Source organism: Spirulina major PCC 6313 (assembly GCF_001890765.1).
In the GTDB taxonomy this organism is placed as follows: domain Bacteria; phylum Cyanobacteriota; class Cyanobacteriia; order Cyanobacteriales; family Spirulinaceae; genus Spirulina; species Spirulina major.
On record NZ_KV878783.1, the window covers coordinates 1929472 to 1944594 of the forward strand.

Below are 15123 nucleotides of genomic sequence, written 5' to 3' on the forward strand. Positions count from 1 at the left end.
AGTGTGGTTCACCTAGACAGCGTACCAAGCAGCGGGGCCTCGATCTCCTCGACTAACCCTGCGATATGATCACGACAACCCTGTGAATCTGCCCCAGTTCAGCCATGCCACATCCCCCCGTTAAATACATCAATCCCTTCACCGACTACGGTTTTAAACGCCTCTTTGGGGAAGAACCAAATAAAGAACTGTTGTTAGATTTCTTAAACGAATTGCTCAAAGATGAACAAGGAGAAATTCGCTCGATTAACTATATTAAAAATGAGCAAGTTGGATCGTTAGAGTTAGATCGCCGTGCTATTTTTGACCTGTATTGCGAAAATGAAGCGGGCGAAAAATTTATTGTTGAACTCCAGAAAAGTAAGCAAAAGTTTTTTAAAGATCGTGCTCTCTATTATTCGACGTTTCCAATTCGCGACCAAGCCCCGAAGAATGAATGGGATTATCAACTCACCGCTGTTTATCTCGTCGCCATTCTAGACTTTGTTTTCGATGAAGACAAAAACGATCCCGATAAATATCGCTATAACATCAAGCTCACTGATACGGAGACTTGTAAAGTCTTTTATGACAAATTAACCTTCATTTATTTAGAAATCCCCAAATTCACAAAAACGATTGACCAGTTAGAAACACGCTTTGATAAATGGTTGTACGTGTTGCGACATTTACCGGAAATCCAAGATATTCCAGAACCCCTGCAAGAGGAAATTTTTACAAAACTGTTCGATACGGCAGCGATCGCCAAATTCACCCGCGAACAATTGCGAGGCTATGAAGACAGCTTAAAATACTATCGTGATTTAAAGAACTCGATGGACACCGCCCGCGCCGAAGGACGCGAAGAAGGCATTACGCTTGGTATCCAACGGACGGCTCGCTCGTTGTTGGGGCAGGGTATTGATGATGTGGTGATTCTGCAAGCAACGGGTTTAACGCCTGAGCAGTTGGCGCAACTGAAACAAGACCAATGATTGCTAATCCTGAGAGTCAAGCGGGGTTTTAATGCTCAGGATTAGCCCTGCGATATGATAACGACAATCCTGCATTTTTCCTGGTTCAGCTATGCAACACTCTTCTTTTTCGGCTGAGGCGATCGCAAAATTTACCCGCGAACAATTGCGAGGCTATGAAGACAGCCTCAAATACTACCGTGATTTAAAGAATTCGATGGACACCGCCCGCGAAGAAGGGCGTGAAGAAGGGCGTGAAGAAGGGCGTGAAGAAGGGCGTGAAGAAGGGCGTGAAGAAGGGCGTGAAGAAGGGATTTTAATGGGTATCAAAACGACAGCGCGATCGCTGTTGGCGCAGGGTATTGATGACGCGGTGATTCTTCAGGCAACGGGACTAACCCCTGAACAGTTGGCGCAACTGAAGCAAGAACGCTGATCGATTCCTGATTCGGAATCGCGCCAAATTACCAATCATCGCGGGGGCGAGGGAGTGGGGTTTCCCAATCGTCGCGGGGCGATGACCAGCGATCGCGGGAGACGGGTTCGGGGTAGGGATCGAGTTTAGCCCCCAGTTGCAGCGGTTCGGGATCGTCTTCTTGGGGCGGGGGGAGAGCATCTTGGATCGGGGCGACGACTTTGGCGATCGCATCCTTGACAAACCCTTTGACAAACTCCTCTTTTTTCACCAGTTGAAACTGCCGCTGCACCACCTCCGCCATACCGCCATCGCCCCAATCTTGATCCTGGCGGAAATATTCAATAAAACTTTTTCCCGCAATCCGGGTTAAATAGGCCGCCGTGATCCCCTGGATTGTTTTCCCCACCAAATAGGTCGCTACGTTGAACTGTAACGCCGTTGAAAGTAATTGCACCGCCCCTTTCACGACCCCCAAACTCACCAGAGTTTTTCCGAGGGACAGGGCCAACTCCCGCCCCCGCTCCAGATTCAACTCACAGCCGTACACCTTCCCCAACTCCACCACCATCTGTGTATTCACCGCCGCCGTCGCCAACAGATCCACCACCGGCAGCGGCGTGACCGCCAACACCCCCGCCCCAATCCATTGGTAGCGATCGATGATTTTATCGGCTTGGCGACGGCGTTGGAGATCCAAGAGGCGGCGGGCTTCTTCGCCCAAGCGTTGGGATTGTAGGAGGATATTGTCCGCCATCAGGTCTTCGCCTTCGGCGCGGAGGACGGCGGCGAGGCGTTTGATCAGGGGCAGCAGTTCGGGGTCGGGTTGGGCGGTGTTGCCGTCGGCGAGGGTGACGGGTTGGGGGGCGGCGCAGATGGCTACCACGTCCGAGGCGGGAATGAAGGGGTGAACGGTGGCGGTGAGGTGGGCGAGGATGGCGGCCTGTTCGTCGGGGGGGTAGAGGTCGGTTTTGTTGAGGGCGAGGAGCGATCGCTTGCCAATTTCCGCTAGGGTGCAGAGGGGTTCGTATTCCGATTGGCGCAGGTCATTGTCCACGACGAAAACGAGCAGATCCGCTTCAGTGGCGAGGGCGCGGGCCTGGTCGGCGCGTTCCGTCCCGGCGATCCCCGCTTCGAGGATGCCGGGGGTGTCGATCAGGACGATCTCGCGCTCCACACCGGGCAAACTGAGGCGATAGGCGCGGCCGATGGTGGTGGTTCCCATCGCCGCCCCCACATCGCCGACAATTTGACCAATGAGGCCGTTAATCAGGGAGGTTTTCCCCGCCGAACCGGTGCCAAAAATCACCACTTTAATTTCGCCTTGGTGCAAACTGGCTTCGATTTCTCGCGATCGCAACAGGAGCGATCGCTTCGTCACCTCGTCCTCGATATGCTGCACCTGTCGCCGCACCGCTTGCAGATTTGCCCCCGCCGCTGCGGTTTTCTCTAAGGGAGGTTGGGCCATGGGCCGAGCGCGACGGGCTTGGGGCGATCGCGCCATCAGGTTGAAATAATACAAAAACGCATAAATCAACAGCCCCAACAGAATAATCACAATCAACAGCAGCAAATTCGCCAACAGCGGCGCGGTAAACGAAATCTGAAAATAGAGCCGATAGATTGAATCCACCAGCCACAGCACCATTCCCAAAATCAGACCAATGCCGACTATTAACGTGATTAAACGAGGCAACGGCATAGACTAATCGGTTTGCAAAATTCCAAAAATCCGGAAGAAATTCAAGAACGAAAAAATACCCGTAAACGGAGACAACACCGCCTCTAGGGTATCGGTGGTACTCGCCAACCCGGAGCGATCCACCACCACCACATCATTCGGGCGCAGTAGCGGATTCGTCTGTTCATCCACCGGTGAGCCAAAACTCACCTGCACCCGTCGATTCGTCACCGTCCCATCGGGATTTAACCGCACCAATTCCACCGACCCTTGCCGCGCCCGACTCTTATTAAACCCCCCGGCGGCCAAAATCCCTTGGCTCAGGGTGGTATTCGGCGGCACAACCTGCGGCCCCGGTCGCACCACTTCCCCCACCACCGCAATCCGCATCTGCTCCGGGGCAAAACTCGTCGTTGTCAGGGCGTTAATCTCTTCACTATTAATCGTCGCCGCCTCCGGCACAATAATCGTATCCCCCGATCGCAGGGAAATATCCTGGTCAATATCCCCATCATTGAGCATTGCCCAGAGGTTTACCTCAAACAGTTCCTCCGTCCCGGCACGGGTTAAGCGGCGCACCCGAATGTCCCGCACATCGGCACTGGGTTTAATCCCCCCGGCGGTTTGAATCGCCTGGGTGACGGTGGGCGGTTTGCCCGTGGGGGGATTGCTCACCACAGAATACGCCCCCGGCCGGTTAATTTGCCCCACCACGGCCACCTGCACCGGAGCACTGGCATCGGGGGCAAAGCTAGCATTTAAGAGTTGGCGCGTTTCGTTGGGACTCATGGATACGGCGGTGGGAATAAACAGACTATCGCCATCGCGCAGTTGAATATCTTGGCGAGCATCCCCCTGATTGAGCAGATCCCAGAGATTGAGGGTGTAGATTTGTTCTTGGTTTTGATGGGTGCGGCGCAATTGCACTTGACGAATATCCGCCGAGAGGGTGACCCCATTGGCCAGGTTCAACGCATCGGTGAGGGTGGGGAATTGGGTGGCGTTTTGCACAATGTTGACCGTGTACGCGCCGGGGTTGGTGACTTCGCCGGAGACCACGAGATTGACGGGCCGGGGGGAAATCAGGGTCACACTGATAAACGGCCGCACGAGGTAGGGGCGATAGAGGGCTTCGAGTTTGGTTTTGGCGGCTTCCACGGAGAGGCCGCGCAGGTTGACTTCGCCCACGAGGGGCAGGTTGATGCCGCCATCAACAAGGAGCGCGTATTGGCCGCTGTATTCGGGCACGTCAAAGATATTGATCTGGAGGACATCGCCAGAATCTAGGGTATAGGGTAAGTCTGGGGGGATCGTGTTGGGGGTGGGGGTGAAGGTTTGGGGTGGGGGGTGTTGAATGGGGGGCGCGGTGCGGTGAGGGGGGTGGGGGGTGGGGGTTCGTTGAAACTGGGGTCCAGTGGCGGAACGGTGTCGGCGGCTGGTTCAAAATTGGGGACTTGGGCGTGCTGAGGGGGTAGGGCGCGATCGCTCTCCCGCGTCAATTCCGGCAGGCGCACACCAGGGGACACCGCCCCCACGGGTTGAGCGAGACTAGATCCCAACGTGGCAGCGAAACAAACGAGGGTGAGGCGGGTTAAAGCGTAGGCAGGTCGTTGCATCGGTTTATTGTTTTTGATCGAGAGGGAGTAAACCATCTTCGTTCGAGAAATAGCGGTTGTAGTAGTAGTAAGACCCTGAGGTAAAGTCTTTCGCTCCATTGGCCACAATGCCGAGGTTAGAGGCATGGGAGACTTTGAGGCTTTCTAGTACTTGTTTGAGGAACGTCCGATCTGTCCAGCCGAGGCGAACGACGAGCAACATCACGTCACTGTGGGCTGCTAAAAACTTGGCATCAGCCAGACCGAGCATCGGGGGAGTGTCAAAGATGATCAGATCGTAGCGATCGCGAAACAGTTCCACCAACCCCCGCATTTTTTGTGACGACAGCAACCGCGTCGGATCAGGGGGAATTTGCCCAGAGGTGAGGATCGAGAGATTATCATCATTGGGCGATCGCTGAATCACATCATCCACCTCCAAATCCATCGAAATCACATGGGATAACCCCCACACATTCGGTAAATCCGTCATCGCATGAACTTGGGGACGACGCAAATCCGCATCCACAATCAGCACCTTTTGCCCCATCGCCGCCGCCGTCTGCGCCAAATGAATCGCCGTCGTCGACTTCCCTTCCAACGGCACCGACGAACTCACCACAATCACCTGCAACGGCTTATCCGGCGTAAAAAACGACAAATTCGCATTCAGCGATCGAAACGCCTCTAAAAACGGAGTCGTTTGATAGCGACGGTTCCCCGCTGGCATCGGCAATGTCTTCTCAATCCCCTGCTTATCCCGAAACTCCTTCCGGTAAGGCACAACCCCCAACAGCGGCAACTTCACCATGTCCTGAATATCATCCGGCGAATGGAAGCGCACATCCAATTTTTCCGCCACCAACATCGCTCCCGCCCCCGACAGCAGCCCCGCCATCAACGCCAACATCATCCCCCGCATCACATTGGGCGCGATCGGATAGAGGGGCAACTCCGGCGCATTGAGAATCTCCCAAGAAATCGTCCGCTGGGCCGCCTCAATTTGCAAATCTTCCTGCACCGACAAAAAGCGATTTAAACTCTCCGTCGCCACATCCAACTGCCGTTTCAAGTCCGTATATTGACGATTTAACGTCGCAAAGCGATCCACATCCTGCCGGGCCTGATTTTCCGCCAACGCCAACGCCGCCGATCGCACCGCCAACATCTGTTGCTCATTCGTGGCATTAATAAAATCTTGGGTCAATTGCAGCCGAATCGGATTCGGAGAGGCCGCCAACGACTTAATATCCTCACTCACCGCCTCCGACCCCAGCACCGTTTCCGCCTCCGCCCGAATTAACGGCAACAACTGTTCCCGCCGCGCCCGCAGCGACACAATCGTCGGATTATTTTCCGTAAATCGAGCCGATTCTAAAGCCAATTCCGTTTCCAAGGCTTGCAGTTGATTGAGGAGGTTTTGATAGCGAGGCGCTTCGCTCAACGCCGCCACCACCATGGCCTGATCCAGGCCGAGATCAATCTGATCTTCAAGCCGGGAGGTGAGAGAGCGGGTTTCATTGAGGGTAGTACGGGTATTGCGCTGCTCGTCAGTAATAGTGCTCAGACGTTCAGCGACGCGCTGCCCTTGGGTATTGGGGTCGATAATGTTGTTGGTTTGCCGAAAGGTTTCCAGTTGAGCTTGCAGATCGTTCACCCGTTTTTCCAAAACAGGCAGTTGCCCTTCAACAAATTCAAGGCCCTTTTGCCGCCCAGTTTGCTGCTCTTGCTGGGAATAGTCAATCATGCCTTCGGCCAACGCCTCCAAGACAAACTTGATCTTGTTGGGATCAGAATCTTGGTAGCCGATTTCGATAATCTTAGTCACCCCCAACTGTGCCACGGACAAGCTAGACATCAAGCCACTGTAATCGAGATCAGGGTATTGGGTTCGGATTTCGTTCAAGATGGGCTGAAGGACGGTGGGACTGCGCAGGACTTCAATTTGGGTTTCATAGTCAAAGTCCGTGCCCAACTGACCGATGAGGCGTTGACTAAATTGGTCAAATTGCTGATCGCTGGCGATGGGTTCGACTAAAAGGCGGAATTGACTGCGGTAGAGGGGCGGCTCTTGGAGCACGCGCATGCCCATGATCGAACTTACCGCACTCCCCACGAGCAACAAAATCCACCACCGTCGGCGCAACATCGAAAGGGCCAGGCGAAGGTTGAGACTGTCTTCGTCTGCATTTCCAAAGGTGGGAGGCGCGATCGCATTTCCCGCCCCCGGTTTCGGGGCAAGGGAACCATTACGAGGCGGCAGGGGCGGCTGCGGATTCAGATTAGGCACCATAGACGATGTGTAGATCTACCCCGATCCGGGGATCAAGACGGTGGCATTTCTTCCCATCATAGTCGCAGGGTTGATGGAGTTACAGAGGAGAATGGCCAGAAGATGCACGGCCCCAGGTCAAACGCATACGCCCAAGGGAGTGGGGCCGGGGCGCGATCGCTCTGGTTCAATGGGTCAATACCGCTTGATCCCTATCGATAGACCTTGGCTCAGTCCGATCGCACCACGCCCAGCAGCGTCCTGAAAGTTCTTCAGAGTTTCTAGGATTTTGGGTTATTGATGCCCAAGCACAAGCTAACAAACCGCTAAACCGGAACGGAATGAGCTGATCAGCATCTAAACTGCATGTCAATGAGCCTGAAGCCCTTGCGGCAAGGAGATCGCCCTGGAAATTTAAATGGCGATTAGCTTATTAGGTTGTCTATTAATATCAAAGGTTATTCCCATCCATATATAGCAATCCTATTTGATTCATGAACAGGCAGGGGGCTTAAGCCCCTTGTTGATGAGGAGATCAGATCTCCGCTTGATTTAGGATCGCTATAGTTTGGTGAAGAAGATGGAGGTAGGCGCGATCGCTGACTGTCCATAGCAGCGATCGCGCCTGAAAATATTACGAAATATCACAAAAGTTGTTACGGTGTTTTGCAACTTTTCGCCCATCGCTGCTAGTCGTCCCCCAGGTCAAAACCCCTGTGATACCATGCAAACCTGTAGATGATAGTGATTAAGCTATAGGAGAAAAACCTTGGTACTTAGGGTTGCTGTTGTAGGATCAGGCCCGGCAGGATCTTCGGCCGCTGAAACGTTAGCAAAAGCAGGCATTGAAACCTATTTATTCGAGCGCAAGCTGGATAATGCGAAACCCTGTGGTGGCGCAATTCCCCTCTGCATGGTGAGTGAATTTGAGCTTCCCCCCGAAATTATCGATCGGCGCGTGCGGAAAATGAAGATGATCTCGCCGTCTAATATTGAGGTCAATATTGGGCACACTCTCAAAGATGATGAATATATTGGGATGTGCCGCCGTGAAGTGCTTGATGGGTTTATGCGCGATCGCGCTGCATCCTTGGGCGCAACCTTGATTAACGGGACGGTGTATCAACTGGATATTCCCAGTAGCGATCGCGAACCCTACACCCTCCACTACGCCGACCATGCCAACGGTGACGGCGGCGTTGGGGAAATGAAAACCCTGAAGGTGGATCTCGTCATTGGGGCAGACGGGGCCAACTCCCGGATTGCTAAAGCCATTGATGCCGGGGACTATAACTATGCGATCGCGTTCCAAGAGCGCATCCGTCTCCCCGAAGACAAAATGGCCTACTACAACGAACTCGCAGAAATGTACGTGGGTGACGATGTCTCCCCGGATTTCTACGCTTGGGTATTCCCCAAATATGATCACGTCGCCGTCGGCACCGGCACGATGAAAATCAACAAAGCCAAAATCAAACAACTCCAAGCCGGGATTCGCACCCGTGCAGCCAAACGCTTAGAAGGCGGCGAAATCATTAAAGTCGAAGCCCATCCCATCCCTGAACATCCCCGCCCCCGGCGCGTGGTGGGTCGTGTGGCCCTCGTCGGTGATGCCGCCGGAACCGTAACCAAATCCTCCGGTGAAGGTATCTATTTCGCGGCAAAATCGGCGCGGATGTGTGCAGAAACCATCGTTGCTGCGAGCAATAATGGTCAAACCATCCCCACGGAAGCGGATCTCAAGGGCTACATCAAGCAGTGGGATAAGCAGTACGGCATGACTTACCTTGTGTTGGACTTGCTGCAACGGGTGTTTTATCGCACCGATGCGACCCGCGAAGCCTTTGTAGAAATGTGTGCGGATGAGGATGTGCAACGGCTCACCTTTGATAGCTATCTCTATAAAACCGTGGTTCCGGCCAATCCCTTGACGCAGATGAAGATCACGGCGAAAACGATTGGGAGTTTACTGCGGGGCAATGCCTTGGCTCCCTAGGGGCTGAGGTGCGATCGCCACTGATCACATCATCATTACGATAGATATGCGGCGGAGTCCTTCACTATGAAGGACTCCGCCTTTCTAGGGACAAGGGGCTGAAACCGCCTTGTCTGCTTGCATAGGAGGAGACAGGCTATCCCACAGGATTGGTTCAGAATGGTTTGGGTTTACGGGGTGGGGTTGGGGTAGCGTTGATGGATGGCTTGGATTGCGTTGAGAATTTCCTCGCTGAGGGTGAGATCGGCGCTGGCGATGTTTTCCTGGAGTTGATCGAGGGTGGTGGCTCCGATGATCGTGCTGGTGACCCAGGGGCGCGATCGCACATAGGCCAACGCCATTTGTGTCAGGCTCAGGCCATACTCAGCGGCAATCTGGGCGTAAGCGTCTACCGCTTCAGCAAAATTGGGCTTGTTGTAGCGGCGGCTAAACCCTTCAAACTGAGCGATCCGACTTTCAGCAGGGCTGCCGTCGCGGTGTTTCCCGGTTAAAAAGCCAAAGGCGAGAGGACTGTAGGCGAGCAAGCCCACACCCTGAAAGCGGCAGGTTTCTGTGAGGTGAATCTCAAAAACGCGGTTGGTGAGATTGTAGGCGTTTTGGAGCGAGACGATTTTCGGTAGGTTCAACTCAGCCGCCCAACGACAAAATTCACTGACCCCCCAGGGCGTTTCGTTGCTTAAACCGATGTAGCGCACCTTGCCCGCTGCGACGAATTCGCCGAGGACTTGCAATTGCTCCGCAATGGGAACGCTGGGGCGTTCTTGGCTGGGGTCGTAGTCCGGTGCGCCGAAGAGGGGAACGTAGCGATCGGGCCAATGGAGTTGATAGAGGTCTACATAATCGGTTTGGAGACGGTTGAGGCTGGCGTGTAGAGCCTGTTCGAGGTTGGGGCGGTTGAGGCAGCGATCGCGCCCCCGAATCCAGGGCATCCGATCCGTCGGCCCGGCGGCTTTGGTGGCGAGGATGAAGCGATCGCGCTGTTGATGTTTCAGCCATTCCCCCACATAGGTTTCGGTGCTGCCGTAGGTTTCGGCGTGGGCGGGGACGGGGTACATTTCGGCGGTGTCGATGAAGTTAATCCCCTGGGCGATCGCGGCATCCAGTTGGGCATGGGCTTGAGCGATCGTATTTTGCTGCCCAAAGGTCATCGTGCCCAAACACAGGGCCGAAACCGTGAGATCACTCGTACCGAGACTGCGATAATCCATGTTGCATTGTTCCTCATTTCTTCCATTCTTCCTTACTCTCCCCGGCTTCCTCAACCTGACCCCAAACCTCTGCAATCCAGCGGGTATGATAGAGCAGAAGCGTTTGGCGTTCAACCCCGCCCAGATCCACCATGACCCAAGACCCCCAGCAACCCAGCGATCAAAGCCCCGATATTCCCCCCGACTTGGAATACGAGCAGGATTTAATTGACTATTCCGCCGCCTTTCAAAGTGTGAATGATCTAACCGAGTTGGGCAATGCCGCGATTCAAGCGGGGTTGATCGCAGGCCATGGCTACCATAGCGGCAAATACGAAATCCTCTGCAACGGCGAAGCACTTCTGTTTACCCCAGAAGAAGCGGAAGCCTACCTCAAATCCTTGTTTGAGCAAACCGAGTCCGATTCCCCCGGATAATTCCCGTTTGCGGTGCGATCGCCTGATCATCCCGCTCCAGAACCTAGTACACTGAGAACTGGTCTAGATTCTCAACCGCAGAGACCCGCATGCCATCTATTCGCGAGCTACATAAACAACTTGTCCGCAAAGAACGATCCGCCGTTGAAATTACCACCGAAGCCCTAGCCCGGATCGAAGCCCTAGAGCCAAAACTACACAGCTTCCTTCACATCACCGCCGAAGCTGCGATCGCCCAAGCCCAGCGAGTGGACGCGCAGATCGCCGCTGGCGAAGAGATCAGCCTCCTGGCCGGTGTCCCCATCGCCATCAAAGACAACCTTTGCACCGCCGGAATTCCCACCACCTGCGGTTCGCGCATCCTTGAAAACTTCATCCCCCCCTACGACTCCACCGTCACCCGCAAATTAAAAGCAGCCGGGGCCGTCATGGTGGGCAAAACAAACCTTGATGAGTTTGCCATGGGCAGCTCCACGGAAAACTCCGGCTACGGTCGCACCTGTAACCCGTGGGACCTAGAGCGCGTTCCGGGCGGATCATCCGGCGGATCAGCCGCAGCCGTCGCCGGTCGCCAATGCCCGATCGCCCTCGGTTCCGACACGGGCGGCTCGATCCGTCAACCCGCCTCCCTCTGTGGCGTGGTGGGGCTGAAACCCACCTATGGCCTCGTGTCCCGCTTTGGCTTGGTGGCCTATGCCTCCTCGTTGGATCAGATTGGCCCCTTTGCGCGATCCGTCGAAGATGCGGCCATTTTGTTAGAAGCGATCGCCGGTCACGACCCCAACGACTCCACCAGCCTCAAGGTCGAAATTCCCGACTACGCCAAACTGCTGCGTCCCAATTTTCGCCCCAAATCTCGCCTCCGCATCGGCATCATCAAAGAAACCTTTGGCAGTGGCCTCGAAACCGTCGTCGAAGAAGCCGTCAAGAAAGCGATCGAAGTCCTCCAAGAACTCGGCGCAGAAATTCAAGTCATCTCCTGCCCCCGTTTTGACTACGGCCTCCCCGCCTACTACATCATCGCCCCCTCCGAAGCCTCCGCCAACCTCGCCCGCTACGATGCCGTCAAATACGGCATCCGCGCCGACGATGCCGACAACCTCCTCGATATGTACAAAAATACCCGCGCCCAAGGCTTCGGCACCGAAGTCAAGCGCCGGATCATGCTCGGAACCTACGCCCTCTCCGCTGGCTACTACGACGCTTACTATCTCAAAGCCCAAAAAGTCCGCACCCTGATCAAGCAAGACTTTGACGCTGCCTTTGAAAAAGTCGATATTCTCGTCTCCCCCACCTCCCCCAGCACCGCCTTCAAAGCTGGGGAAAAAACCGACGACCCCCTCACGATGTACCTCTCCGACCTCATGACCATCCCCGTCAACCTCGCAGGCTTGCCCGCCCTCAGCATCCCCTGCGGCTTTGATGAAAACGGCCTCCCCATCGGCATGCAGTTAATCGGTAAAGTCCTCCGCGAAGACATCCTCTTCCAAGTGGCCCACGCCTACGAGCAGTCCACCGAATGGCATCTCCACACCCCTAATTTACTGCCGTCCTAAGCTCATCGTCTTTACGGTTGTAAAAGCCCGATTGAATTGCAATCGGGCTTTTTAGTCAGTGTTTAGGGTTGGTGACGCTAGATTAAGGACAAAGAATTTTGGCGCGATCGCTATGTCTCCATCCACAGCACCCCCAACCTTCGATGCTGCAACCATCATCCAAATTTTAGGCAACCAACCCCATCTCTTTAAACAATTTCACATCAAGCGTCTCGCCTTATTTGGTTCCGTCGCCCGCAATGAAGCTACTCCCACCAGTGATTTAGATTTTCTCGTGGAATTTCAGACCGATTTAACCCTAAATGTCTACATGAATTTGAAATTTTTTCTAGAGGATTTATTTCAAAAAAAGGTGGATTTAGTGATACCCACCGATCTCAAACCTATGATTAAAGAAACCATTCTCAACGAAGCAATTTATATCCCATCAACGGAGTCTCTATCTGAATGATATTTTGAGTAGTATCGCTAAGATTCAAAACTATGCAGGTCATTTAACCTATGAAGCATTAATTGCTGGGAGCATCCCACTTATGACATGAGTATTTATACTTGGTATTGACAGAGATGGGAAAGTAGAGAGAAACAGAACAATGAACTCAGCCCAAGAACGAAAACTCAAATACCATCTCAAAGAAGTTGCTAAGCTTCTCAAAGAAGACACCCCAGAGGCGCAACTGCAAGACTTTGAGAGCATCGAACTAGTGTCCAGTCAACAATCAATTGACGGATAGAGATGTTGTAATTTTAGCCTGGCATCAGCCGTTGTAAATCGCCAATCAATCCATGTTTCCTGATGATTGCGCTCGTCTTGCCAGGCATCCACTTCACGCTTGAGTGTCTCCTGATCAGGAATCCGGCGACTTAAGCACTGACGACTCAAAACACTCAGTTCAATCTCGGCCATATTCAGCCAACTGCCATGTTTGGGGGTATGGCAGAATTCCAATCGACTCAAGATGCGTTGTGCTTCTGCCGGTTCAAAGGCTTTGTAGAGTGAGGCCGGGGAATGAGTATTGAGATTATCCTGAATGACAATGATTTTTTGGGCTTGGGCGTAATCGATATCCACTAACGTTTTGAGCAAGTGGGCATAATCTACTGCGGTGCGACGCTCTGTGACCGTCACGCGCCGCCACCCAATCATCGGTTCACAGACCATAAACAGGTTGGCTGTCCCGTTGCGCTCATATTCATAATCCACCCGTTCGGGCTGCCCCGGTTGAGCCGGAATGGGTAGGCGGGTTTCTTTGACTAACTGTTTGCTCGCTTCATCAATGCAAATCACAGGCATGTTTGGGGTGTAATCCGTCTGATAGACCGTCAAGACTGCCTCCATATGCCAGACAAACTCTGCGCTTTGGCTCGGTGGAATTACCCAACAGCTTTGTCGCCAGGGTTGGAGTTCGTTTTTTTTAGCAGTTGCCGCACGCTTTCATGGCTGATGTCATCGACATAGTCCAACTCCACCATCTGCTGTGCTAATAAACGTAACGTCCATCGCCCCTGACCTGCGGGCGGTTCACTACAGCACAACGCCACTAAGTGTGCCTCCGTTGTGCCATCCAACTTTCGGGGGCGACGGGGATGGGGACGAGGGCTTAAGGCTGCCTCTAGCCCCTCTTCGACAAATCGTTTCCGCACTCGCTCAATGGTTCTAAGGCTAATATCAAGGGCTTCTTTTATATCCTGATCTCGCCAACCGGGGGATTGCTGGCAATCGGCTTTGAGGAGAATTCGGGCATGATTGATCAGAGCCGCAGCTCGTTTCCCCGTGGTGACAATTTCCTGGAGGTTTTGTCGTTCTTCGTCACTTAAGCGCACAACGTATTTTTTGACCATGTCAGCCTTGGTTTGAACACTGACTTCATCTTACTCTTCTCACTCGGCACTATCTCTTTGACTAAGCACTAGACTGGTATAAGCAATAATTGACAAGACGGCGACGATGCTTGCGCAGATAAGCCCGAAAACACTGAGCAGGGTGATGTGGGAGGGGTTTGAGTATTGCTAAGACCTCATCGACAAAACCAGACCAGAGCAAAGCTTTCAGTCGCTCTAAGCAGCATTGCTTGGGGTCTATCTTGTAGAGATTTTCCATCAGATGATACCAGTCGAGGATTTCACGCCGTTGATACTCAGGAGCCAGGAGTTTGATCACGTTCCAAATGCCATCATGACCATCACCGATGCAGAGGACAACGGAACGGAGAGGTTGCCATTGCACCCAGTCAACTAGAGCCTGATTGTCCTGGAAGTAAGCTGCACAGACCGTATCGTGAAGACTCACCGCTTTGTAATTGCGCCAAACACAAGGGCCAGTTTCTGCCGTTCTCAAACGCATATTGCCCCCATCAACGCTTAAGGCTTTAACGGGCTGTTGGCTTTGAGCTTCGGGAATCTCGCTGCGCAACACCATCCTCTGGAGTACACTGTGCCCTACTTTCATCCCCATCATTAACTCAATATCCTGTTCTGCTTCCTGGTAGGATGATTTGGCACTGGCGGCTAGGCAGCATTTCCCCATGACTGGACTCACTTGGGTTCTTGGCTTCAATCCCAGCGTCCTCGCCCTCCGGCTTTTCACTTTGAGTTGACCGATGCAGGTTTTCACCTGTCGCCATTTTCCACTCTGGCTTTCGTTGCCGTCTGACAAAAAAATTCCCCGATTTCTGGGCCAACTGTGTCGACCATGTGTTTACGAGCCGCTAGTTCGATGCTCTCAAAGTCTTGCAGTTGCGCCTCTGGGGTGTCTTCTTTGAGAAGCTTAGCAACTTCTTTGAGATGGTATTTGAGTTTTCGTTCTTGGGCTGAGTTCATTGTTCTGTTTCTCTCTACTTTCCCATCTCTGTCAATACCAAGTATAAATACTCATGTCATAAGTGGGATGCTCCCGTCTATAATGCCCTGTTTAAGTCTACATCTTTAGGGTGCATCTCAATTTGGCGAATAGTCGATATGTACTTACCTAGTTTTGGGCATCAGCGGTTAAGCTACCTCCCATAGCTACTCCCTCATTCAGATGACTCCA

14 protein-coding genes are annotated in these 15123 nt (G+C 53.3%); 6 read left to right on the plus strand and 8 right to left on the minus strand.

The features are described from left to right. Window positions 1-104 precede the first annotated feature (104 nt). Complete coding sequence (locus SPI6313_RS08335; RefSeq protein ID WP_072620580.1) at window positions 105-974, plus strand: Rpn family recombination-promoting nuclease/putative transposase; 870 nt, start codon at window positions 105-107, stop codon at window positions 972-974. Between the two features lie 91 nt (window positions 975-1065). Then, on the plus strand, window positions 1066-1389 hold the full coding sequence (locus SPI6313_RS22280) for a hypothetical protein (RefSeq protein WP_084668950.1): 324 nt from the start codon (window positions 1066-1068) through the stop codon (window positions 1387-1389). A 28-nt stretch (window positions 1390-1417) separates the two neighbouring features. On the opposite strand, the gene SPI6313_RS08345 is transcribed toward SPI6313_RS22280, so the two are convergent. Genes SPI6313_RS08345 through SPI6313_RS08360 form a run of 4 tightly spaced genes read right to left on the minus strand, consistent with a single transcriptional unit; the run spans window position 1418 to window position 6937 of the window. After that, on the minus strand, window positions 1418-3070 hold the full coding sequence (locus SPI6313_RS08345; RefSeq protein WP_072620581.1) for a YcjF family protein: 1653 nt from the start codon (window positions 3068-3070) through the stop codon (window positions 1418-1420). 3 nt (window positions 3071-3073) lie between these two features. Further along, window positions 3074-4297, minus strand: coding sequence for an SLBB domain-containing protein (locus SPI6313_RS08350; RefSeq protein WP_084668951.1), 1224 nt, complete (start codon window positions 4295-4297; stop codon window positions 3074-3076). A gap of 35 nt (window positions 4298-4332) precedes the next feature. Next, window positions 4333-4665 carry a hypothetical protein gene (locus tag SPI6313_RS24745; RefSeq protein WP_072620583.1) on the minus strand — a complete coding sequence of 111 codons (333 nt, stop codon included), beginning with the start codon at window positions 4663-4665 and terminating at the stop codon, window positions 4333-4335. Between the two features lie 4 nt (window positions 4666-4669). After that, on the minus strand, window positions 4670-6937 hold the full coding sequence (locus SPI6313_RS08360; RefSeq protein ID WP_072620584.1) for a GumC family protein: 2268 nt from the start codon (window positions 6935-6937) through the stop codon (window positions 4670-4672). A 748-nt stretch (window positions 6938-7685) separates the two neighbouring features. Between SPI6313_RS08360 and chlP the strand changes: the two genes are divergently transcribed. Continuing rightward, window positions 7686-8912 (plus strand): geranylgeranyl reductase, encoded by a 1227-nt coding sequence (gene chlP, locus SPI6313_RS08365; protein ID WP_072620585.1) that lies wholly within the window; start codon window positions 7686-7688, stop codon window positions 8910-8912. Between the two features lie 170 nt (window positions 8913-9082). Here chlP and SPI6313_RS08370 read toward each other — a convergent pair whose 3' ends face one another. After that, window positions 9083-10120, minus strand: a complete 1038-nt coding sequence (locus SPI6313_RS08370) for an aldo/keto reductase (protein ID WP_072620586.1) — start codon at window positions 10118-10120, stop codon at window positions 9083-9085. A gap of 131 nt (window positions 10121-10251) precedes the next feature. On the opposite strand from SPI6313_RS08370, the gene SPI6313_RS08375 reads away from it, so the two are divergent. From SPI6313_RS08375 to SPI6313_RS08385, 3 genes are all read left to right on the plus strand, one after another. After that, window positions 10252-10536 carry a hypothetical protein gene (locus tag SPI6313_RS08375; RefSeq protein WP_217650544.1) on the plus strand — a complete coding sequence of 95 codons (285 nt, stop codon included), beginning with the start codon at window positions 10252-10254 and terminating at the stop codon, window positions 10534-10536. Window positions 10537-10625: 89 nt separating this feature from the next. After that, the gene (gatA, locus tag SPI6313_RS08380; RefSeq protein ID WP_072620587.1) at window positions 10626-12092 is read left to right on the plus strand and encodes an Asp-tRNA(Asn)/Glu-tRNA(Gln) amidotransferase subunit GatA; all 1467 of its coding nucleotides are present in this window, start codon (window positions 10626-10628) and stop codon (window positions 12090-12092) included. A 112-nt stretch (window positions 12093-12204) separates the two neighbouring features. Then, window positions 12205-12543 carry a nucleotidyltransferase family protein gene (locus tag SPI6313_RS08385; RefSeq protein ID WP_072620588.1) on the plus strand — a complete coding sequence of 113 codons (339 nt, stop codon included), beginning with the start codon at window positions 12205-12207 and terminating at the stop codon, window positions 12541-12543. Window positions 12544-12804: 261 nt separating this feature from the next. Here the strand turns inward: SPI6313_RS08385 and SPI6313_RS22285 are convergent. From SPI6313_RS22285 to SPI6313_RS08405, 3 genes are all read right to left on the minus strand, one after another. Next, window positions 12805-13934 (minus strand): IS630 family transposase gene (locus SPI6313_RS22285; protein ID WP_139276586.1). Its coding sequence is split into 2 segments (ribosomal slippage): window positions 12805-13517 and window positions 13517-13934, totalling 1131 coding nucleotides; the frame shifts between segments, so codons are not numbered across the junction. Between the two features lie 61 nt (window positions 13935-13995). Further along, complete coding sequence (locus SPI6313_RS08400) at window positions 13996-14649, minus strand: hypothetical protein (RefSeq protein ID WP_139276587.1); 654 nt, start codon at window positions 14647-14649, stop codon at window positions 13996-13998. Between the two features lie 53 nt (window positions 14650-14702). Continuing rightward, window positions 14703-14912 carry a hypothetical protein gene (locus SPI6313_RS08405; protein WP_072620590.1) on the minus strand — a complete coding sequence of 70 codons (210 nt, stop codon included), beginning with the start codon at window positions 14910-14912 and terminating at the stop codon, window positions 14703-14705. Window positions 14913-15123: the final 211 nt, after the last annotated feature.